The sequence below is a fragment of the Pelosinus baikalensis genome, assembly GCF_020819555.1.
Lineage (GTDB): Bacteria > Bacillota > Negativicutes > DSM-13327 > DSM-13327 > Pelosinus > Pelosinus baikalensis.
This window is the reverse complement of record NZ_JAJHJB010000009.1, coordinates 46,027-67,735: the sequence shown is the minus strand read 5'-3', so window position 1 is coordinate 67,735 and position 21,709 is coordinate 46,027. Positions and strand designations below refer to the sequence as shown.

The window sequence follows — 21,709 nt, the reverse complement described above, 5'->3', positions numbered from 1 at the left end:
TTATAGGGTAATACGGTATTTGCTATTCGCTTGGCCCCCTCTTTATTACCAGTAGCTCGTGTTTTGATCTTGGGGGGCACTATAAAGTTGAGCAAATAATCCATTATGAAAATTGGTAAATTAAAACTATACTTATCTAAGCCAGGTAGAGTTAGGTTACTAAAAGTAAGGGATTAGGGGTGGACACTATTTGTATTACATGCCGGATTATAAATAAAGAAGTAATACCACCAGGAGGGATTATCTACAAGAACAATTTTGTTATCCTACACCATTGTTTGGATATAAATATAGGCGGGTATTTCATTCTGTCACCAGTAAGGCATGTGGAGGGGTTGGAACAATTAGAACCAGAAGAGCTATCTCAAATAGCAAACCTTTCTAAGGCAATAATTGAAGTTCTTATTAAACAAAAAGACATTGATAGGGTTTACATACTTAGTTTAGGTGAAGAAACTAGTCATTTCCACTTTCACTTATTTCCAAGGTATAAGTGGATGCTGGATTTTCCATCTGAAGATATCTGTACAAACGATAAGATCGATGGAGGCAAGCTGTTTAGTTTTATCCGGAATAAATATAAAGTAGATAAGCAAGAGCTATTTGATAATAGGCTTTTGGAAATATTAAATAGCGTTAGGGAGTGGGCAGATTTATAAAATGAGGTGAATAGCTAGGACGATTCTATTAAGAATTTTCAAGTATAGTAATTCTATCATATATAGTTTCGATATCTTTTACGATAGTGGTATTCACGAAAATTAACATTTTTCTTGCAGTAAGTATATTAGATAATTCTCAAAAATTCAGTGAATATATTCTTGAATTATTTTGCAGAATAGTATAAAATGTATTAAATTACATTTGGAAATTTTAACATGATAAGTCAATGATAGGAAATGTAATAAATGCTCTGAATAAGAGAGTTGATGTTTGGTGCAAATCAACCAGAGGATATTATGAAATCCACCCTTGAGACGTTAGTGAGGAACTAAACCGGTTGCATTGGTTATCGTGCATAAAAGTGAGTTAGAGTATTTCTAACTAAACTAGGTGGTACCACGGAAGATTACCTTTCGTCCTTGATTGTTTTTGAGGATGAAGGGTTTTTTGTTTTTTTGAATGATATTAAACAGGAGGAGAGGTAATATGCTGGATATTAACTATATAAGAAATAATTCCGACCATGTTAAAAAGGCTGTAACCGATAAGTTAATGAACACGGACATTGACCGGCTTTTGGAGTTGGACATTCAAATTAGGGAGCTAACTACATTAGTGGATTCTTTACGAGCTGAAAGGAACAGTTTGTCAAAGCAAATTCGCGATATAACGGAAAATGAAGAGTGTGCCATCGTTGAAAAGGTCAAGGCGGTCAAAGGAAAATTATTGGGTCTAGAAGGCAATCTTTCTGTAATGAAAAAAGAATTTGATGATATAATGCTGACCGTCCCCAGTGTTCCAGCAATTGAAGTGCCTATCGGTAAGGATGAGGCAGATAATGTTGAAATTAGAAAGTGGGGGGAAATGCCTAAATTTGATTTTATTCCAAAGGATCATATTCAATTGACAGAAGCTCTTGATTTGGTGGATATACCCAGGGCAGTTAAGTTTGCAGGCAGCAGAGCGTACTTCTTAAAGAATGAGGGGGTATTGTTGGAAATGGCTATATGTCGATTTGTGATAGATCGACTTGTAGCAAAAGGGTTTACTCCAATGACTGTACCTTTGATGGTTAAAGAAAGTGCAATGCGGGGAACGGGATATTTTCCTATTGGTTATGAGCAGGCGTATAAGCTCCAGGAAGATGAATTGTTTCTTATTGGTACGTCTGAGGTTGCTCTTGTTTCTTACCACCAGAACGAAATATTAAACTATGATGAGCTGCCCAAAAAGTATGCTGGATATTCGACGTGCTTTCGACGTGAAGCTGGAACATATGGTAAAGACACAAGAGGCTTATACAGGGTACACCAGTTTCAAAAGGTAGAGCAGGTTATACTTTGCAGGGCTGACGATGCGCAAGCCGAACGTCTTCACTATGAGATACTGAACAATACTGAAGAGATACTCCAAGCTCTTGAACTTCCCTATAGGGTGGCTTTGGCTTGTACGGGGGAAATCGGGATTGGTCAAGTGAGAAAACACGAGGTCGAGACGTGGATGCCTAGTAGAAATGCCTACTGTGAAACACATTCTTGTTCGACGCTTAACGACTTTCAGGCAAGACGTTCAAATATCAAGTACCGAGATAAAGATGGTATGCTTCGGTTTGCCTATACTCTTAATAATACGGGCGTTGCTTCGCCAAGGATATTGATACCGCTACTTGAAGTGAATCAGAACGAGGATGGTAGTGTAAACATTCCAAAAGTACTTAGACCGTATATGAACAATCTTGAAAAAATTGTTCCCAAGAAATAGTCTAGCTTAGAGCGTATCACTGGTAACTAGCCTGAATCCATAGTAATTAGGATTCAGGCTAGTTTTTGCTTAGGAGGGGAAGGGGGCTTTATTTATTTTTATAAGAAACTGCCATAGAATTGAGAAGAATGTAAATGGATTGCAATAAAAGTTGATATTTCAACTAAAGAATTATATAGTTATAATTAGTGAAATAATAACTCAATTTAGTAATGGGGGAATTATTTATTAACAAATTGAAAAATGAGGTCTTACGGGAAGTTGGAATGCTTGCACGCTGCATTCAGTCTATTAGTGATATAAAATTCCGAGAAATAAAATTACAAAGAGGGCAATTTATTTTCCTGACTCGTATTTGCGAGTGCCCTGGTGTTAATCTGGTTGAACTTTCTAATATATTGAAAGTGGACAAAGCAACAACAACCAAGGCGGTTCAAAAGCTGATGGATGAGAACTATGTGCGAAGAGAACGTGGTAATGATGATAAACGGATGTGGCATCTTTTTCCGTCAGCAAAAGCTAAGGAGGCTTACTCCTATATCATTCAAGAAGAGAATCAGAATATTGAAAGCTGCTTTAATGGATTTAATTTAGAGGAAAAAGAAGCCGTATTTCAATTGTTAAAGAAAATGCGTGAAAATATTGAACAGGATTGGAAAGAACTAAAGAATTTCAAAGAAGAACGAGAATAAAGATGGTATATACAATATTCAATTGGGGGAATAGCTTTGAAAATTGTTGATTTACGTAGTGATACTTCTAATAGGCTAAAACTTACTAAATAGGGGGAATTATCATGAAGACGTATAAAGTTGCCGTTATTCCTGGTGATGGAATTGGGCCAGAAGTATTGGCCGAAGGTATAAAAGTATTGAAAGAAGTGGCAAAACTAGACGGAACATTTTCATTTGATTTTGTAACCTTTCCCTGGGGCTGCGAGTACTACCTTAAACATGGGAAAATGATGGACGATGCTGGCATGGAGTGTTTGCAGGAATTTGACGCCATCTATTTAGGGGCTGTTGGTTACCCCGGCGTTCCAGATCATATTTCTCTGTGGGATTTGTTGTTAAGGATCAGAAAAGGCTTTGATCAGTATATCAATTTGCGGCCGATTCAATTGTTAAAAGGTGCGCCTTGTCCTTTAAATGGTGTCCAGCCAGGCCAAATCGATATGCTTGTCGTTCGCGAAAACAGTGAAGGAGAATATGCAGGGGCAGGCGATTGGTTATTTAAGGGCAAACCTGAGGAAGTAGTTTTACAAACTGGGGTTTTCTCGCGTAAAGGAACAGAACGTGTTATCCGTTATGCTTATGAGTTAGCCCGGAAAACAGGAAAAACACTCACGAGCATTAGTAAAGCCAATGCTTTAAATTATTCCATGGTCTTTTGGGATCAGGTATTTGTAGAAGTTAGCAAAGAATATCCGGATGTAAAAACCTATTCCTATCTGGTTGATGCAGCCAGCATGTTTTTTGTAAAAGATCCTGGGCGCTTTCAGATTGTCGTGACCTCTAATCTTTTTGGCGATATACTTACCGATTTAGGAGCCGCCATTACTGGTGGTATGGGTCTGGCAGCCGGTGCAAATTTGAACCCAGAACGTAAATATCCTTCTATGTTTGAACCCATTCATGGCTCTGCGCCTGATATTGCTGGAAAAGCCATTGCCAATCCTATAGCTTCCATTTGGTCAGTTAGTCAAATGCTTGACTTTTTTGGACAGGAAGAATGGGGAAAAATCGTTTTAACAGCGATTGAACAAGTATTAGTTAAGAATGAATGCTTGACGCCGGATTTGGACGGAAAAGCTAAGACGAATGAAGTTGGTGATGCCGTTGTATCTGCCATTTGTGCCATGAAAAAGAATTAATTTAAATTGATTTTTATACGACCTCTTCTATATAGATACAATTTCTTACTATCAATAATTTCATGTTCTATTCGTTAGATGCCTAATTTTGGTGTCTATGGAAACGAATTTAGAGATACTCATGATGTCGGTATTAAAAGGAATAATTCTAGGGAAGGTGAAATGTATGGGGAATTTGCTCCCGTATGTTTTTTGCCATATAATAGTAGGAAAATAGGAAAATAGGAAAATAGGAAAATAGGAAAATAGGAAAATAGGAGGGAATAAAAATGGAGTGGTTCTTAGATTATGACGGTAAGCAATTTGGCCCGCTGACCGCGACTCAAGCAAGGAGCTATGCAAAAGCGAATTCTAATGGTCTAGCTTGGAGGGAAGGATTTCCTGAGTGGATTCCCATTGGAAAAATAGCTGAATTAGCGGCAGCATCATCTAATGCATCTGGTCCGCCAGCACGCAGTGTGCTTCCTCCGACTATACGTACTCGCACTTCTGATGAAGTGGACTATAAAATATTTGGCACTGAGATGCAGTTTGTCGAAGTGGAACTTGATCCTGGTGAAAGCGTGATAGCGGAAGCTGGAGCCATGATGTACAAAGACAGCGCCGTAGAAATGGATACTATTTTTGGCGATGGATCGGCTAAAAGCAGCCAAGGAGGCTTGTTTGATAAGCTAGTGGGTGCTGGTAAACGATTGCTGACAGGCGAGAGTCTGTTTATGACTGTTTTTACTCACCGTGGTTATAACAAAGCTAAAGTCGCTTTCGGCGCGCCCTATCCCGGCAACATCATACCGATGCATCTAGCGCAAATTGGCGGTTCTATAATTTGTCAGAAAGACAGTTTTTTATGTGCAGCAAAAGGTGTTTCAGTAGGGATTTATTTTCAACGTAAAATCATGACAGGATTGTTCGGCGGTGAAGGGTTTATCATGCAGAAACTTGAGGGCGATGGTCTCGCGTTTATGCATGCTGGTGGTACTATTGTCGAGCGTCAACTTCAGTCGGGTGAAGTATTACACGTTGATACTGGATGTATTGTAGCTTTTGAGCCTAGTGTTCAGTTCGATATTCAACAAGCGGGAAATATCAAGAGTGCTTTATTTGGTGGCGAAGGATTGTTCTTTGCCGTTTTACAAGGCCCAGGGAAAATTTGGCTGCAATCACTGCCCTTTTCTCGATTGGCTGGGCGGATGTTGGCAGCAGCGCCGCAGAGAGGCGGAAGTAGAGAGGAAGGAAGTGTGCTTGGCAAGGCTGTTCTAGGAGGCACCATACTTGGTGGTCTGGGCAGTTTCCTTGGCGGTGACGGTGAGTAATTTGTATCCATCTCGGCTTCCACCATTTTTTGCAGGGTTTTGTCAAACAGGTCCTTAAGCATCGATGAAATGTCGTCTCCTTTTTCTCAGCGAAAGTGAGTTAGTAAATACTTTTAAAGCGTTAACTGTCTTACGGCACGATAAAGTTCAATAGTAGTTACGTTATTCGTGCGTGCATCCCTTCCCTGAATGAAAATATGATTTTTCTTTCCTAAGCTATAGTAGTTGGCATTAGTCGGCCCAAATATAGCAACAGTAGGCGTTCCCACTGCTTGAGCAATATAGAGGGGGCCTGTATCACCGGAGATAAATGTACGTGCTTGTTTTGTTATGGCTCCTAGTTGCTTTAGATTGACTAATCCGGTAACATCGATGGGTTTGTGTCTCATTCCAGCTATTATCTTTTTAGTAAGAGGGCGATCGCTTTTAGCACCAAAGATTAGTATTGGCAACTGGTATGTGTCTACCAGCATATCTCCTAACCTTGCGAATTTATCTGTAGGCCAGCATTTATCTGGTTGACTTGTCGCAGGATTAAGTATAAAGAAACCTCTCTCCTTAAGACCGTGATTCGCCATAAATTCCATAGCAAATCGTTCGTCGCATAATGAAATCTGCATTTCCATTTCGGGCTCAGTCCTATGAATGCCGAATTCTTTTAGAACACTCAAATACCGTGAGAACACGGTAGGAAAATTTTCAGTCTTCACTTTAACATTAGCAAAGTATTCGGCATGCTCCGGAGGGTTGGGTAAACATAGTCGGTATTTAGCACCGCTGAGATAGCCTAGTAACCCACTTCTAAGCATTCCGTGCAGATCAATACTGACCTGAAACTTCTCCTTTCGTATTTGCTTAACGAAGGCCAGATTTTTTCTGACTAAAGCATGATAGTCGCCTGTTTTTTTTGCCTCGTCGTTCCACTCCTTGCGAGGCCACACAAAAATGCTGTCAAGATTACTATTATCTTGAATGACTTCTTGTGATTTCGACTCTACCAGCCAAGATATATATGCAGAAGGGAAAGCCTTTCGGAGTTCACGAGCGACGGGTGAAGCCTGCAGGACATCACCAATAGAACTTAAACGAAGGATTAGGATTCTTGGTAACTTTTGATGACTAAGAAATTGATCAAGCAACAAATATATCACCCCGCCAAGATTGTTTGATAATATTATTCCAATAATCTGTCCTAATTTCCCTGGGTGTTATAACCAGAAAAGACTTGGCTACAATGTCCATACGAATCAGAAGTTTTAAAATGAATTAGTGGGATATATTGGACATCATGTTGTTTGCTTCAGATGCAACGGTAAAGACTGAAATTTACCAAAAAGGGTTTTCAGCTAAAGGTTTGCAACTATTAGCAGTGGCATTGGAAGAATTATTTGTGATAGCATACTGTTGTTAATGTAATAATTCGAATGTCCTAACGAATAAAGAAGTGATAAAGGAGGAATGACCATGTTTGGAATCGTTCACTATGAGATGTTCTTACTTGCGGGTATCATACTGAATCTAACTCCTGGACCGGATACTATATATGTTTTAAGTCGCAGTATATCACAAGGTCGTAGGGCGGGTATTTATTCTGCATTAGGTATTAGTTCAGGAGGTTTAGTTCATACCTTACTTGCAGCATTGGGATTATCTGTCATCCTAGCTCAATCTTATTTTGTATTTACCATTGTCAAAATAGCCGGTGCTTTCTATCTTGCTTATTTAGGTATCACTACTTTACTTGCAAAAAATAGTACGCTGGTTTCACCTAATGGAGAAGTCATGTCTAATCAAGATCTATATTTGCAGGGGCTTCTAACCAGTGTACTCAATCCCAAGGTTGCCCTGTTTTTTCTGTCCTTTCTTCCCCAGTTTATTGTCTTAGAGAATAGCTATGGTATTTTACCTTTTATACTCCTTGGAGTAACTTTCGTAACAACCGGTACTCTTTGGTGCTTACTACTCGTTTTTTTCTCATCTGGTATGACAAATTTCCTTCGGCAAAGAAGTCGAGCGACTCATATGATGAACAAAGTATGCGGGGGAATTTATTTGCTTTTGGGGGTAAAAATTTTAACGGTTGAACGATGAAACTAAGCTGCATTATTAAGGTAATGGATTTAAAGACGTTAGACGATATCATTCAAAGGTAGGCTGTCATTAAAACTCAACCCGCATGTATGAGTATAATATGACTAAAAAATCCAGGATTTCAAGCATTTTTGCGAAATCCTGGATTTTGGTTTAAAGAACGTAATAATTTCTGAGGTTTTTTTACGAATCGTAATGAAGATTAACTATTTTATTGCCATTTTACTACTTTAATGAAATGAAAATAGATTATTAGAGGGATTTGATTACTATTAGTAGAATATTTTCTATAAATAATTACTTATAGTTTGCAATAAGATGAAATGTGATACAATTAATACGAGGAGGATACTTATGGATCAAATTGATAACGAGATTATTAAAATTCTAGAACAAAATGGTAGAGTTAGTCACGAAGAAATTGCTAAAAGATTACACCTGTCTAGACCAGCTATACATAAACGGATTGAAAATTTAGAACAGGAGGGGATAATAACTGGGTATAAGGCATTAATTGATTGGCGAAAAGTTACACCATGTATCCGATGCTTAATATTTCTAAAAATCAACGGAAGCTATTTTGCCAAAATTGCGGATGAAATAGCTGGCATGGACATGGACGGAGTAGTCATAGAGGAGTGTCACCGTCTGGCAGGAGAATGGTGTGTGCTAATAAAAACGAGAATTTCATCACCGGAAGATACGACAAAGATATTAGATCGTGTTTGGAAATTTGATGGGATAATAGAAACATCAACAACCTTTGTTATTGATACTGTTTTATAATGAATCCCAGGCATTCTCAAATTAAAAAGGAGGATTAATTAATGGTTACTTGTTATTTGCGATATATTATTGATCCTTATAAAGTCGCAGAGTTTGAAGAATACGGAAAGATGTGGATACCACTTGTAAATAAACTAGGTGGTGTTCATCATGGATACTTTTTGCCCCATGAAGGAGCAAACAATGTTGCTTATGCTTTATTTAGCTTCCCAAGTCTTGCTGAATATGAGCGATATAGAGAAATCATTAAAACTGATGATGCATGCAAGATTGCTTTTGATTATGCAGAAACAACTCGCTGTATTTTGAGTTATGAACGCAGTTTTTTAAAGCCTGTATTTAAATAAGTCATAATAGGCATTGGTCAAAATATTGACTAATGCCTATTTTTATCCGCAATTCAACTTATGCTAATTTGTATTACTATACGGTGGGTAAAAGCCCATTAGATTTTTGACACTACGGCAGTTATCCGCAGATGTTAGCATTTCAAGTAAAGTAAAGGCCACCCCCAAGGCAGTAGATGGACACGATGATGTTATTATATTTCTATCAACGACGATAGGTTGATTCATTACTTGTACTCCGAAATTAGCTAATTGTTGTTGACGCAAGCCATTATTTAAATGATAGGTTGTACCTTTGCGACCTTTCAATACGCCGCTTTTGCCTAATGGTAAAGCTCCAACGCATACGGAGGCGATGATTTTTTTCTCCTGATCAAATTTCCGGATGACAGAAAGAAATTCCTCGCTAAAAGCATCGACGTAAAAACCTGCCTCTTCAAAGCCACCTGGGATAGCCAAGGAATCAAACATCGTTACATCAACCTCGGATAGCTGTATTTCGGGAATTATGGTAAAATTCCAGGTACACTTCAACTCTTTTCGTAGGCCACAGGTTATTACTTCAGTAGAACCATCTCCTTCTAGCTTATTCCAGCCCAGCACATCAGTAAAAACACTGGCTTCATAAGATTCAAAACCGTTGGATAGTAAGAGTAATACTTTTTTTGCTTTCATTAAGATCGCCGCCTTAATTGTATTTTCTTATGCTTTATCGTATCATAGACGTAAGTAAATATAAAATTGAATGTTTAGAATCTAAGATTCGATATTACTGAATTAAAGAAGGTGGCTTATGGAACTTCGTCAACTCAAAACCTTTGCGCTCATTGCAAAACTGGGTAGCTTTGTGCAGGCGGCAGATCGGTTAGGATATGCTCAGTCAACAATAACAAACCATATTCAAATCTTAGAAAATGAGATGGGAGTTAGGTTATTTGAACGGCTTGGGCATCGAGTCATGTTAACGAATCAGGGTAAATCCTTGCTGCCCTATGCTGAACAAGTCATTAAGCTTACTTCTGAGGCGTTAACGATTACAGCAAATACTGATGATCTCCAAGGTAAGTTGACAATTGGCACTGGCGAGTCATTGGGAACCTATCGTTTGCCAGGGGTGTTCCAGACTTACCGAAGAGCTTATCCCAAAGTAGAAATGATTTTAAAGTTTGCAAGTTGTACTACCATTTGCGATCGTATTCGTAACAACGAAATCGATGTTGGGATTATCATTAATGATAAGATTATAGGGGATGATCTTATTGTGGAGAATATATCTGATGAACAAATGTTATTCCTAACAGCCCCAGATCACCCTTTGGCTCTGAAGAAGATAATTACACCCCATAACCTAGCTGAAACATGCGTCATTCTTACCGAACCAGGCTGCAGCTATCGCTCTTCCGTAGAAAGAATCCTAAAGGACTGTAGGGTGTCACCGCAGTCCTTCTTAGAAGCGAGCAGTATTGAAACAATAAAACAATTGATCATGCTTGGTCTAGGAATTTCCATGCTGCCTAGGTTTACAGTTGAAAAAGAATTAGCTGAAGGTCGAATTCATGCTATCTGCTGGGATGGGCCTATTCCCAATTACAAAGTACAGATGTTGTATCACAAAGATAAATGGATATCACCAATCCTTCAATCTTTCTTAGGAACGACGCGAGAATATTTATTTGGCAACAGGGACTGATAATAAAATCCAATTGCCTCCAGTATATAAGTGCAGGATAAGACAAGGGGCAGGAAAAAGCAATGTACCTGTAAAAAATGCTGTATGATACTACTTCTCATTAGCAGCATACGATGGTATGATAAGAATATATATGGGTTACTCTTTAAAAGATAGGCTGCAGATAATGTAGGATAGGAATATACGCAAAAGAAAACATTTGAGGAAGGACTAATGCCCAATGAAGATTATTGATGCCCACATCCATTTTTGTCAGGAGCCTTACTTTGACCAGATTGCAGAAGTGGCGGGCCATAAAAATACTAGTGCGCATCTGAAAGATCAATATGCTGCGCATAACATTGTTCATGGTGTGGTCATGGGCAACCGGAGCCTGGAGCTCCGCGAACACGATTACCCTGACTATCTTAGCTATTGCATCGGGCTGGATAGCACCTGCTTTAACGTGGATGAGGTGGTGCAGCAAGCTTATTTAGTAGAAAAACATTTGCAAAGAAAGAACTGTGTGGGCATTAAGCTATATCCAGGCTACAATCACTTTTATATTTACGATTCGGTGGTTGACCCGTTTTATCAGCTGGCAATGCAGTATAAAAAACCAGTGGCTATTCATACCGGATTGACTGCTTCCAGCAATGCCCTGTTGAAATACAGTCATCCTTTGACCTTGGATGAAGTAGCGGTGCGATATCCCCAGGTCCAGTTTGTTATGTGCCATATTGGTAATCCATGGTTAGTAGATGCTATTGCGGTTATTGAGAAAAATGAAAATGTAGCTGCCGACCTTTCAGGAATTTTGGAAGGCCGGATCGATAGTATGCCGGATTTTTTTGAAAGAAAGAAAGGCTATATTAATTTTTTAAAAGTATGGCTGGAATACCTGGACAACTATGACCGCCTGCTGTATGGGACAGATTGGCCGCTGGCTAACATCTCCAATTATATTGAGTTTGTTGCCCATATTATTCCAGCAAAGCATCATGACAAAGTGTTTTTTGACAACGCCAATAGGATTTATGATCTTGGTCTTTGACAGGTATCAAAGCTAATGGATGCTTTGCAACAAAAGCCGATAGCAGACTCAGCCTTAAAACTTCTTTTTCTTCTAAAGGAGTCATTGTAGACTCCTTTAGAAGAGGATCTGATCAAAAAACAATATATACGACAAACTCCTGCAAAGCAACCTAGCCTTGCAGGAGTTTTGTATATTAATGGTAAATAGAATAGAAATATAGAATACTGTTTTTCAGGTTTATGAATAGATATTGATGACATGGGACAAGAAGATGGGAGTGACTCAAAAGAATCGTCCTTGCGATTTGTTCAAAAATTAGGAGCTTGAAGATGAAATTAGAAGAAATAATTAATAAGCGTAAAGCGTCTTTGAACCAGACTGATATGGGGATATGGAAGTATATTTTTAATCATAAACAAAAATGCCGGCATATGTCGATCCATGATTTAGCAAAGGAATGCTGCGTATCAAGTACAACCGTGGTACGGTTTGCCAAGAAACTTTCGCTTGACGGATTCGGCGAACTGAAGGCTGTATTGAAGATGGAAGAGGAACGAAACATTGGTGATGAGCAGGATGTGCTTGGAGCTATAACAAGCTTTTATCAGCATAGCTGGAAGGAAATCGTTAAGCGCAATTATGATGGTGCCAGCAGGCTCATGTATGGTGCCAAGCGGGTATTTGCTTATGCCTCGGGGTACGTACAGAGTAATGTTGTACAGGAGATAAAGAGACTTTTCTTTTTTGATGATGTATTGATCTACGAGGTGCGAGGGCAGGAGGAGTTCCATTCGTTGGCCAAGATGATGAAGACGGATGATCTGGTTATTATTGTTTCATTGAGCGGTGAGACGCCGATGGCGGTGGAGTTTGCGCAGAAGCTGCAGCTCAAGGATGTACCGCTTATATCGATTACCCGATTACATGATAATACACTGGCGGGCCTGAGTACAGAGAATCTATATGTTACACCGGCGACGTTTCAGCTCTATGAGGCAGATGAGGACAAGACGCCGTATCAGTCAATGCTGCCATATTTCCTGCTGATAGAGATATGGTATGTAAAGTATAAGTTGTACCGCAAGAATAAAATAAAGTAGGAAAAATGAGACTGTCTTCGACGAAAGTTTGGGGCAGTTTTTATATTTTTATATACATGTACCAAAGTACATAAAATGTACTTTGGTACGCATTTGTGTCATAAGGCCGTAATGCTTTGAATCTATTGAATGTGTGGTGATAAGGGGCTATGATAAAACACAAGATATCTTATAAAGCAATTTGAAATAGAAGATTTCAAATTGAGCTAAAAACTATTTGTCATGACAAAAAACTAGGTACGACAAGATTCCTGCAATAAGGAGAATCAGTTTTATGTATCTGCAAAGAAAATTCTCAAAATTCAAAATTGTAAGTGAAAAGTTGCGGCTAAAGGAACTATTTGATGGGGGTGGGGTTATGTCGATCAACAAGGACATTGTCATGCAAAATGTACAGCGTTTCGGCGGAGCAATGTTTACGCCAGTTATACTGTTTTCCTTCTTTGGTATCATGGTGTCATTATCCATTATCTTTAAGAACCCGGATATTGTTGGCAGTATAGCGATAAAGGGTACATTCTGGTATAACCTTTGGTATGTAATTGAACAGGGATCATGGACAGTCTTTGCGCAAATGCCGCTTTTATTTGCAATCTCTCTACCAATTGGTCTGGCAAAGAAAAATCAGGCAAGAGCCTGCATGGAATCGTTTGTGATCTATGTTGTGTTTAACTATTTTATTTCGGGAATACTCACACTGGCAGGTCCGTCGTTCGGCGTGGACTACAGCTTGAAAGCAGGCGGCGGCACAGGTCTTGCAATGATTAGCAATATCAAGACGCTTGACCTCGGTATGCTGGGTGCTATCTTGATTTCGGCAATTACAGTATGGCTGCATAATCGTCTCTTTGATGTAGATCTTCCGGATTACCTTGGTATCTTCAAAGGGTCGTCTCTCGTTGTAGCAGCCGGATTTTTTCTAATGTTGCCGGTGGCGTACTTTTTCTGCCTTGTATGGCCTAGTATACAGCACACAATCGGAGCTTTTCAGGATTTCTTAAAGGCCAGTGATGCGCTTGGCGTATGGCTCTATACCTTCTGTGAAAGAATTTTGATTCCTACAGGTCTTCATCACTTCATTTACACACCGTTTATTTTCGGTCCAGCTATTGTTGAAGGTGGTATTCAGCAGTACTGGTTACAGCATTTGCAAGATTTTGCAACTTCATCTCATTCTTTGAAAGAAGTGTTCCCAGGTGCTGGTTTCTCACTGCACGGTTCTTCAAAACTGTTCGGTATTCCGGGGATTGCGCTTGCTATTTATGCTACGGCAAAACCAGCTAAAAAGAAAGCTGTTGCCGGTCTTTTGATTCCAGCAACGATTACGGCAGTTATATGCGGGATTACAGAACCGCTTGAATTTACATTCCTGTTTATAGCTCCTGTGCTTTTTGCAGTACATGCATTCCTTGCTGCAACGCTTGCTGCAACATCATTTCTATTTGGTGTAGTCGGTTCTTTCGGCGGTGGACTTATAGACGCTATTGTGCAGAATTGGATTCCTCTATTTAAATATCATTCTGCAATTTATATTACGCAGATTATCATCGGTCTTTGTTTTACGGCTATTTATTTCTTCGTGTTCCGTTATCTCATTCTGAAGAATGACTATAAGACCCCGGGTCGTACGGATGATGTTGAAGAAGATAAACTTTATTCCAAAGCTGAATATAAAGCAAAGAAAGCCATGGAAAGCAAGGTAGGCGTAAACATAAAGATAGATGAACGCGATCTTAAAGCAGCCGTATTCCTTGAAGCTCTCGGCGGTAAAAAGAATATCAAGGATGTAACAAATTGTGCAACACGTCTCCGAGTAACGGTCGTAGATGATACGCTTGTCAAAGGCGTAAGTACGTTTACAAAAGCAGGTGCTCATGGTCTTGTAAAGAACGGTCATGCAGTTCAGGTTATTGTCGGCTTATCTGTACCGCAGGTAAGAGAACGTTTTGAAGCATTGCTGCAGGATATATCAGGTGTAGAAACTGCATCCGGCACGGAAAAATCAACAACACTCAAGGCATTTGTCAACGGTAAGGTCATCCCTATAACGGAAGTTAAAGATGAAATGTTTGCGCAGAAGATGATGGGTGACGGTATAGCTATCTATCCGCAGAATGAAACGATGACAGCTCCGGCAGACGGTGAAATCACTATGGTCATGGAAGAATCCGGTCATGCTGTAGGTATGCGTTTGGCAAGCGGCGTGGAAATCCTCATCCATATTGGCATTGATACGGTGAAAATGGAAGGCCGTGGTTTCCATGTACTTGTAAAACAGGGACAGAAGGTAAAAGCAGGCCAAGGGCTTGTGAGTTTTGATAAGAAACTTATTGAAAAGGAAGGATATTCTTCTATTATTATATTAGCTATTACAAACTTTTCAGAATACCCGTTTATGAAGCTACATTCTGGTATGACAGCAAAGGCTAATGAAACGGTAATTGCAACTTTCTAAAAAGGGGAAATCAAGATGGACAGTTTGAAATGGTGGCAAAAGACGCTGGTGTATCAGATTTATCCGAAGAGCTTCTGTGATAGTAGCGGCGATGGTATCGGGGATTTAAACGGTATAACGGAAAAACTGGACTATATTCGTAATCTAGGAGTAGGCGCTGTCTGGCTGACGCCGGTGTATGTATCACCAATGGTAGATAACGGCTATGATATTGCCGACTACAAGAATATTGCACCGGAGTACGGCACAATGGCGGATATGGAGAATCTTATTGTCGAGGCAAAGAAGCGCGGCATCCGCATTGTAATGGATCTGGTGTTCAACCATACCTCAGATCAGCACAGCTGGTTCAAGGAGTCGCGCTCTGACTATAAAAACAGCAAGCGTGACTGGTATATATGGCGTGATGCCAAACCGAACGGAGCTGCGCCAACAAACTGGCGCGGTATATTCGGTGGCTCTGCCTGGACGTTTGATGAAGCTACAGGCCAGTATTATCTACATACATTTGCTAAGGAGCAGCCGGATTTAAATTGGGAAAATCCTGAGGTGCGCAGAGTCCTGTATGATATAGCAAATTTCTGGCTGGATAAGGGTGTAGGTGGGTTTCGCATTGATGCAATTACATATATAAAGAAGCCCGTAGTGTTAAAGGACCTGCCAATTGATGGTCCGGATGGTATGAGCAATGTGCATATGGCAACAGCGAATCAGCCGGGCATACTGAAATACCTGCATGAGTTTAAGCGGGAAGTCTTTGCGGGGAAGGATATTTTCACAGTGGCAGAGGCCAACGGTGTATCAGCTGAGGAGTTGCCACGGTGGGTAGGCAAGAATGGTGCATTTGATATGTTACTTGAGTTTAACCATATGAACCTAGATATGGAAAAGTCAAGCCTATGGTGCCGACCGGTTCCCTGGAAGTTAACACAGCTCAAAAAGGCACTTAGCGACAGCCAGAAGGCAACGACAGAAAACGGCTGGTATCCGGCGTTTTTTGAAAATCATGATCAGCCGCGTTCGGTGAATCAATTTTTCCCGAAGAATGTGGATAAAAAGCTAGCGGCAAAGGTAATGGCAACAGTATTGTTTACCTTGAAGGGAACACCGTTTATCTATGAAGGCCAGGAGCTTGGCATGACAAATACAAAGTGGCCTTCCATTGAATGTTATGATGATATCGCCTCCAAGGGGCAATATGCAATTGCATTGCAGGAGGGATTCTCAAAGCAGCAGGCGCTGGAATTTGTCTGGAAATACAGTCGTGATAATGCGCGGACACCGATGCAGTGGACGAGTGCGAAAAACGCCGGTTTTACGAGCGGCAAGCCGTGGTTGTCACTGAATGAAAATTATAACGAAGTAAATGCAGGATGGCAGATGCAGGATGAAGATTCCGTACTGCGGTATTATCATCGTTTGGCAAAGCTTCGTCAGGAATATGATATATTGCTCAAGGGCAGCTATGAAGAGCTACTGGAGGCAGATGAACAGATATATGCTTATATGCGTGTAATGAAAGAAAAAAAAGTGATAGTTCTTTGTAATTTTTCTGGAAAAGAGAAAGAATACAGCCTGCCAAAGCTTTCAGGCAATGGGAAACTATTGCTCGGCAATTATGCAGATGCGCCAGATCAGATTCTGCGTGCCTATGAAGCAAGGGTCTATCTCTGTGAAGGGAGGACGACGATTGAAGGTTGCAGCAAGTGATTTTGACGGAACGCTGTTTGTCGATAATGGAATTTGTCCGGAAAATGCGGAGGGGGTTCAACTGTGGCGTGGGGCTGGCAACAAGTTTGGCGTAGTCACAGGACGTGACTACGGCATGCTGGTTCCGCAGCTGGAGCATTTCGACATAGGCTATGATTTTGCAATATGCAACAACGGCGCGATCATCTTTGATGAGGACGGCAGGGTACTCTATCAGGCGGAGATACCTGAGCAGATGCTTTATGTAGTAGCAACACATCCATGTGTTGTAGAGAGCTTGCATGTGGCGTTTTCGCAGGCACAGCGGAGCTGTGTGTACCGAGAAAGGGAAGGTTCCTGGATTGCCCGCGAGGCAAAGCAATGGGATTTTCTGCTTGAGATGATAGAAATGGCGGAGATTAATGAACTTAGCCGAGTGCATCAGATTGCACTAGGGTTTGCGAGCTTGGACGGGGCGGCGGAAGCTGCCCGGCAAGTCAACCTGCTGTTTGGCGATACGGTGTATGCCTGCCAGAATCGCGGCAGCGTGGATATTACACCGCTTGGCATCGACAAGAGCAAAGGTATTGAGAAACTGTTGGTGTTGAAATCATGGCAAAATTCAGAGGTGCATGTCATTGGCGATGAAATCAATGATTTGCCGATGATACACAGGTTTGACGGCTATGCTATAGAGTCAGCAAGAGCAATTATCCGAAGGGAAGCAAAGAAAAGTTTTGTCTCAGTTGGAAGTATGTTGCGAGAGTATTTATAGAAAATTAAAAATATTAAAATTGTGATTCTTAACAAAAAAATAAAAAGTAAAGGAAGTTGACATAGAATGAAAGTGAAAAAAAGTTTATCTGCATTGGCAATCACTTTGGCATTGGGAGCATCGACGACGGCGTTTGCGGCAGCTGCAGACAGCTTTAACGATGTACCGAAGGATCATTGGAGCTATGCAGCACTTGACGAATTGGCTAAGGACGGCATCATTGAAGGGTATGAAGATGGTAAATTCCAGGGGAATCGCATGATGAGCCGCTATGAAATGGCGACCATTGTTGCCAAAGCAATGGACAAAGTAAAATCCGGTTCGCTCGGCGATCAGGCACTGGTAGAAAAGCTCGAAAAAGAATACGGCAGTGAACTAGATGCACTTGATAAGAAAATCGAGGCAGTCAATGCCCGTATCGACAATGTAAAAATCACTGGATTCGTCCGTACACAGTGGGACAGCGATAAAACAGATGGCAAAGGATATAACAACGACAACAAGCGTTTTTATCTGGATTTAGAAGGTGAAATGAAAATTTCTAATAATTGGAAAGCGAAGTTCCAGCTTGAAAAGAACGCGCATTATACGTCGGCATTTACTACGGATGCTCAAGGGAATAAACATAATCACAGTGGCAGGGATACCAATGAAATCGATAAAGATCATTCCGGCACGATTTCACGTATTTGGGTTGATGGGACAATAGCAAATAATTGGTATGTCAATATCGGTAGAAAGTGGAGCGGTATCGGGTATCAGAATATGCTTCAGGGCGGCGAAACAGATGGTATTCAGTTCTGGCATCCAATTTCTAAAGATTTGATGGTCAGCGGCTGGTGCTTTGCTCCTACATGGGACGGGGCGGATTATACGCTTTATGGTGCTAATGTCTTCGGCAAGATTGCCAACAATCTGGAACTAAATGTTGCCTATGGTGAATCAAATAAAGAAAAATGGTTTGGTGACAAATACGGTTCTGTTGATTTACGTACACAACTTACACCGACAGTGAAGTTGACAGGTACTTATGCTTGGACGGGTGCAGATGAATACAATACAGATAAAGCAGTTCGTCTTGATTATAAAGGAACTAATCTTAAAAATGTAGGCTCATTTGGCGCTTATACACGCTATGTAAATTATGGTGCAGTCGGCGATATCGGGCATGATGATGAATGGGGATCTTTACCAAGCAATATGAAGGGCTGGATTTTAGGTGCTAAATATGTGCCTTGGGAAAATGTAGAATGGGAAACACTCTATTCTAAACAGAAAGTAAATGTTAACAGTACAAACGATGATAGAACCCTGTTCCGTACACAGCTTGATTTTCATTTCTGAAAATAATGTATAAGGAATGCCTTGGAGATTTTACAAGAATTTTAAGGGGAGGGAGAAAGATGCTAAGAAAGAGTATTTTCACTAGAATATTTGCCGTGCTCATGGTGTTTGCTGTGCTGGCAATGACTGAGGTGCAGGCGGTACAGGCTGTGGCTGAAAAAGAGCTGCAACAGAGAAATATTGTGCTAGTTGGCAATCTACAGCATCAGCTTGGCGCGGCTAAGGACTGGGACCCGTCCGATATGAAGACGCAAATGACCGACCTCGGTAATGGCTTTTACAGCTACACGGCAAATTTGCCGGCAGGCGCTTATTTCTATAAGATTGCTATAAATGGCAGCTGGACCGAGAACTACGGATTGAACGGCAATTTCGATGGTGCCAATGTACAGCTGAACTTACTGAAGCCGCAGCAGATTACCTTTTACTATAATGATGCAACTCATAAAATTACGGATAGTAGCAGCTACAAGATGCTGAATAACAACGAATTGCCAAAAATTACGGGCAATCTGACAAAAACGGCAAACGGTGAGTTTATCATGCGTGATACGATGCTTGATGAATTCTATACGACAAGTCTTGATGTGAGAGCAGGTACTTATAAAATAATCATTGACCAGAAGGGCAAAAATCCTGTTACGCAGGAGGTTATATTCACGAAAGACGGTAAGGTAAATTTTTATCTTGACCCGAATGAAAAGAAACTCATTGTGGATGATGGCAGCATCCATGAAGACAAGATCTATCACAATACCTGGGATATTGACTGCCGCAAGCCTTTCGAGGCTATAAAGACCGGCAGCGAAGTTACACTTTCGATTCGCGGGCAGAAGGACGACATCAAGAAGGCTCAGCTCATTCTTTTGAAGTCAAAGATTACAACTGGTGGCGGTGATGAATATAATATTGATTACAACGCTGGCATAAAGACGGTTTATGACATGAGCTTTTCTGGTACAAAAGGCGACGAGGATGTCTGGACAAAGACCATTAAAATTAATGAAAATGGTGTCTATGGTTATAAGTTCCTCCTTAATGGCATAAAGGAATACGGCGAAGATGCTAAGCCTGGTCAAACGGGAATGGTAACGCTTCACGGCGGCAAGCCTTTCCAGCTTACGGTTTACAGTGCGGACTACAAGACGCCGGACTGGACAAAGGAAGCTGTAATTTATCAGATTTTGCCCGATCGCTTTTTCAATGGTGACAAGAGCAATGACAATGCAAAATCTCTGGCTAGAGGCAAGCAGCCTGTACAGCATAGAAGTTGGAACCAGCTCCCTGCTAATGCAAGCAAGACGCCAGCAGCCGACGGCGATGCGTACGAATGCAACGACTTTTTCGGCGGCGATTTGGCCGGGATTACGCAGAAGCTAGACTATCTGAAAGATCTCGGTGTTACGGCGATCTATGTAAATCCAATCATGGAGGCAGCTTCCAATCATCGTTATGATACTGTGAACTATGAACGCATTGATCCGTTCCTTGGTACGCAGGCAGACTTTGACAAGCTTATCCAGGAAATGAACAAACGTGGCATGCAGCTTATCATGGATGGTGTATTTAATCATGTAGGTGATGACTCTATCTATGTTGACCGTTATGGCAAATATGAATGGGTTGGCGCTTATGAATACTGGTCCAGAGTTTATGATTTGATGAACAAGAAGCATATGAGCATGGCCAAGGCTGAAGCTGCAGTAAAAGCCTCTTTGATTGCAGAAGGACAGAAATTCAGCGCGTATAATTGGCAAAATTGGTTTGATATCAGAAATGAAATTACCAAGGATGATATGGGGACAAAATATGCTTATCATGACTGGCAGGGCTACACGAGCTTGGTTCCGTTCAAGAACGTCCCGAACCAGCTCAACAACATAGATTTGGATAACTATTTAATCTATGATGATAATGCAATTCTCACAAAATGGCTCAAGAAAGGCCTGGCCGGCTGGAGAATTGATGTAGCGAAAGAAGTTTCTCCGGAATTTTGGGAAGCTGTAAGAAAGCAGGTGAAATCCTTCAAGACATTGCAGGGGCAAGAACCGCTTCTTTTAGGCGAAATCTGGCAGGATGGTTCCCAGTTTCTCACGGGTGATCAGTTTGACTCTGTGATGAATTACAAGCTCAGCTTTGCTGTCAGCGATCTCTTCCTGAACAAGGGCGATGCAGCAGCCGCTGATGTTGAACTGAAGGTATTGATGCAGAACTATCCGAAGGAAGCTCTGTATGCCTTGATGAATATCGTAGACTCCCATGATACTGTAAGGGCAATTTACAAGCTTGGGGGCGGCAAGGAAAGCGTGGCACAGGCTACATTGAAGGACTTTAACTATGAACAGGGCAAGGAAAGATTGAAACTTGCGACTGCCTTCCTCATGGGCTATCCAGGCGCACCGACTATCTACTATGGCGACGAAGCCGGCGTGTACGGCAGTGCGGATCCTGACTGCCGCAAAACCTATCCGTGGGGCAATGAAGACCAGGAGTTGCTTGCTTATTACAAAAAGGTCATCAAGGTAAGAAACGATAACAAGAAACTCTTTGCCTACGGCGATGTATTTACACTTAAGGCAGAAGGCGATATCTATGTATACGGACGTTCTTGGGGCGATGAAGACGCTGTAGTTGCCATGAACAGAGGCGATGCGATGGAAATAACACTGGATGTACCGCAGTTTGTTGATGACACGGTATTTACAGATGCATTAGACGAGAGTTATACGGCTTCTGTACAAAATGGCAAGTTGACGATAAATTTAGAAAAGTGCAAGGCAAGAATGATGATCTATAAATAAGAATAT

18 protein-coding genes and 1 other annotated feature are annotated in these 21,709 nt (G+C 40.9%); of the genes, 16 read left to right on the top strand and 2 right to left on the bottom strand.

Features of this window, described 5'->3' with window-relative positions:
* The first annotated feature begins 179 nt into the window (after positions 1 to 179).
* The 5 genes from LMF89_RS08715 (at position 180) to LMF89_RS08695 (ending at position 5,610) form a co-directional block, all read left to right on the top strand.
* Positions 180 to 659, top strand: a complete 480-nt coding sequence (locus LMF89_RS08715) for an HIT family protein (protein ID WP_229534703.1) — start codon at positions 180 to 182, stop codon at positions 657 to 659.
* Positions 660 to 880: 221 nt separating this feature from the next.
* Positions 881 to 1,087, top strand: a binding site (T-box leader).
* Between the two features lie 62 nt (positions 1,088 to 1,149).
* Positions 1,150 to 2,424: a serine--tRNA ligase gene (gene serS, locus LMF89_RS08710; RefSeq protein ID WP_229534702.1), complete on the top strand. Its 1,275-nt coding sequence runs from the start codon at positions 1,150 to 1,152 to the stop codon at positions 2,422 to 2,424.
* A gap of 266 nt (positions 2,425 to 2,690) precedes the next feature.
* Positions 2,691 to 3,116 (top strand): MarR family winged helix-turn-helix transcriptional regulator, encoded by a 426-nt coding sequence (locus tag LMF89_RS08705; protein ID WP_229534701.1) that lies wholly within the window; start codon positions 2,691 to 2,693, stop codon positions 3,114 to 3,116.
* Positions 3,117 to 3,220: 104 nt separating this feature from the next.
* Positions 3,221 to 4,297 (top strand): tartrate dehydrogenase, encoded by a 1,077-nt coding sequence (locus LMF89_RS08700; RefSeq protein WP_255711121.1) that lies wholly within the window; start codon positions 3,221 to 3,223, stop codon positions 4,295 to 4,297.
* A 269-nt stretch (positions 4,298 to 4,566) separates the two neighbouring features.
* Positions 4,567 to 5,610 (top strand): TIGR00266 family protein, encoded by a 1,044-nt coding sequence (locus LMF89_RS08695; RefSeq protein WP_229534700.1) that lies wholly within the window; start codon positions 4,567 to 4,569, stop codon positions 5,608 to 5,610.
* A gap of 113 nt (positions 5,611 to 5,723) precedes the next feature.
* Here the strand turns inward: LMF89_RS08695 and LMF89_RS08690 are convergent, their stop codons facing one another.
* Positions 5,724 to 6,761, bottom strand: a complete 1,038-nt coding sequence (locus LMF89_RS08690) for a glycosyltransferase family 9 protein (RefSeq protein ID WP_229534699.1) — start codon at positions 6,759 to 6,761, stop codon at positions 5,724 to 5,726.
* A 313-nt stretch (positions 6,762 to 7,074) separates the two neighbouring features.
* On the opposite strand from LMF89_RS08690, the gene LMF89_RS08685 reads away from it, so the two are divergent.
* The 3 genes from LMF89_RS08685 (at position 7,075) to LMF89_RS08675 (ending at position 8,834) form a co-directional block, all read left to right on the top strand.
* Positions 7,075 to 7,701, top strand: coding sequence for a LysE family translocator (locus tag LMF89_RS08685; RefSeq protein WP_229534698.1), 627 nt, complete (start codon positions 7,075 to 7,077; stop codon positions 7,699 to 7,701).
* Positions 7,702 to 8,055: 354 nt separating this feature from the next.
* Positions 8,056 to 8,487: an Lrp/AsnC family transcriptional regulator gene (locus LMF89_RS08680; RefSeq protein WP_229534697.1), complete on the top strand. Its 432-nt coding sequence runs from the start codon at positions 8,056 to 8,058 to the stop codon at positions 8,485 to 8,487.
* A 41-nt stretch (positions 8,488 to 8,528) separates the two neighbouring features.
* A complete protein-coding gene (locus LMF89_RS08675; protein WP_229534696.1) occupies positions 8,529 to 8,834 on the top strand; it encodes an NIPSNAP family protein in 306 nt (101 codons plus the stop codon).
* 63 nt (positions 8,835 to 8,897) lie between these two features.
* Here the strand turns inward: LMF89_RS08675 and LMF89_RS08670 are convergent, their stop codons facing one another.
* On the bottom strand, positions 8,898 to 9,509 hold the full coding sequence (locus tag LMF89_RS08670; RefSeq protein ID WP_229534695.1) for a DJ-1/PfpI family protein: 612 nt from the start codon (positions 9,507 to 9,509) through the stop codon (positions 8,898 to 8,900).
* A 118-nt stretch (positions 9,510 to 9,627) separates the two neighbouring features.
* Here LMF89_RS08670 and LMF89_RS08665 point away from each other — a divergent pair, with 118 nt between their 5' ends.
* The 8 genes from LMF89_RS08665 to LMF89_RS08630 all read left to right on the top strand — a co-directional run bounded on the left by LMF89_RS08665 (position 9,628) and on the right by LMF89_RS08630 (position 21,703).
* Entirely contained in the window at positions 9,628 to 10,524 is an 897-nt protein-coding gene (locus LMF89_RS08665) for a LysR family transcriptional regulator (RefSeq protein WP_229534694.1), read from the top strand.
* Positions 10,525 to 10,744: 220 nt separating this feature from the next.
* Positions 10,745 to 11,557 carry an amidohydrolase family protein gene (locus tag LMF89_RS08660; RefSeq protein ID WP_229534693.1) on the top strand — a complete coding sequence of 271 codons (813 nt, stop codon included), beginning with the start codon at positions 10,745 to 10,747 and terminating at the stop codon, positions 11,555 to 11,557.
* Between the two features lie 311 nt (positions 11,558 to 11,868).
* Positions 11,869 to 12,639, top strand: coding sequence for a MurR/RpiR family transcriptional regulator (locus tag LMF89_RS08655; protein ID WP_229534771.1), 771 nt, complete (start codon positions 11,869 to 11,871; stop codon positions 12,637 to 12,639).
* A gap of 358 nt (positions 12,640 to 12,997) precedes the next feature.
* The gene (locus LMF89_RS08650) at positions 12,998 to 15,094 is read left to right on the top strand and encodes an alpha-glucoside-specific PTS transporter subunit IIBC (RefSeq protein WP_229534770.1); all 2,097 of its coding nucleotides are present in this window, start codon (positions 12,998 to 13,000) and stop codon (positions 15,092 to 15,094) included.
* 15 nt (positions 15,095 to 15,109) lie between these two features.
* Positions 15,110 to 16,804, top strand: coding sequence for a glycoside hydrolase family 13 protein (locus LMF89_RS08645; protein WP_229534692.1), 1,695 nt, complete (start codon positions 15,110 to 15,112; stop codon positions 16,802 to 16,804).
* Positions 16,785 to 17,558: an HAD-IIB family hydrolase gene (locus LMF89_RS08640; RefSeq protein WP_229534691.1), complete on the top strand. Its 774-nt coding sequence runs from the start codon at positions 16,785 to 16,787 to the stop codon at positions 17,556 to 17,558. The genes LMF89_RS08645 and LMF89_RS08640 overlap by 20 nt, the downstream gene beginning before the upstream one ends.
* Positions 17,559 to 17,624: 66 nt before the next feature.
* Positions 17,625 to 18,902 carry an S-layer homology domain-containing protein gene (locus LMF89_RS08635; protein WP_229534690.1) on the top strand — a complete coding sequence of 426 codons (1,278 nt, stop codon included), beginning with the start codon at positions 17,625 to 17,627 and terminating at the stop codon, positions 18,900 to 18,902.
* Between the two features lie 59 nt (positions 18,903 to 18,961).
* Positions 18,962 to 21,703: an alpha-amylase family glycosyl hydrolase gene (locus LMF89_RS08630; RefSeq protein ID WP_229534689.1), complete on the top strand. Its 2,742-nt coding sequence runs from the start codon at positions 18,962 to 18,964 to the stop codon at positions 21,701 to 21,703.
* Positions 21,704 to 21,709 lie beyond the last annotated feature (6 nt).

Coding starts and splice junctions, on each gene's coding strand:
- serS (WP_229534702.1), top strand. CDS start 1,150: ATGCTGGATATTAACTATATAAGAAATAATTCCGACCATGTTAAAAAG.
- LMF89_RS08705 (WP_229534701.1), top strand. CDS start 2,691: ATGCTTGCACGCTGCATTCAGTCTATTAGTGATATAAAATTCCGAGAA.
- LMF89_RS08700 (WP_255711121.1), top strand. CDS start 3,221: ATGAAGACGTATAAAGTTGCCGTTATTCCTGGTGATGGAATTGGGCCA.
- LMF89_RS08695 (WP_229534700.1), top strand. CDS start 4,567: ATGGAGTGGTTCTTAGATTATGACGGTAAGCAATTTGGCCCGCTGACC.
- LMF89_RS08685 (WP_229534698.1), top strand. CDS start 7,075: ATGTTTGGAATCGTTCACTATGAGATGTTCTTACTTGCGGGTATCATA.
- LMF89_RS08680 (WP_229534697.1), top strand. CDS start 8,056: ATGGATCAAATTGATAACGAGATTATTAAAATTCTAGAACAAAATGGT.
- LMF89_RS08675 (WP_229534696.1), top strand. CDS start 8,529: ATGGTTACTTGTTATTTGCGATATATTATTGATCCTTATAAAGTCGCA.
- LMF89_RS08670 (WP_229534695.1), bottom strand. CDS start 9,509: ATGAAAGCAAAAAAAGTATTACTCTTACTATCCAACGGTTTTGAATCT.
- LMF89_RS08665 (WP_229534694.1), top strand. CDS start 9,628: ATGGAACTTCGTCAACTCAAAACCTTTGCGCTCATTGCAAAACTGGGT.
- LMF89_RS08660 (WP_229534693.1), top strand. CDS start 10,745: ATGAAGATTATTGATGCCCACATCCATTTTTGTCAGGAGCCTTACTTT.
- LMF89_RS08655 (WP_229534771.1), top strand. CDS start 11,869: ATGAAATTAGAAGAAATAATTAATAAGCGTAAAGCGTCTTTGAACCAG.
- LMF89_RS08650 (WP_229534770.1), top strand. CDS start 12,998: ATGTCGATCAACAAGGACATTGTCATGCAAAATGTACAGCGTTTCGGC.
- LMF89_RS08645 (WP_229534692.1), top strand. CDS start 15,110: ATGGACAGTTTGAAATGGTGGCAAAAGACGCTGGTGTATCAGATTTAT.
- LMF89_RS08635 (WP_229534690.1), top strand. CDS start 17,625: ATGAAAGTGAAAAAAAGTTTATCTGCATTGGCAATCACTTTGGCATTG.
- LMF89_RS08630 (WP_229534689.1), top strand. CDS start 18,962: ATGCTAAGAAAGAGTATTTTCACTAGAATATTTGCCGTGCTCATGGTG.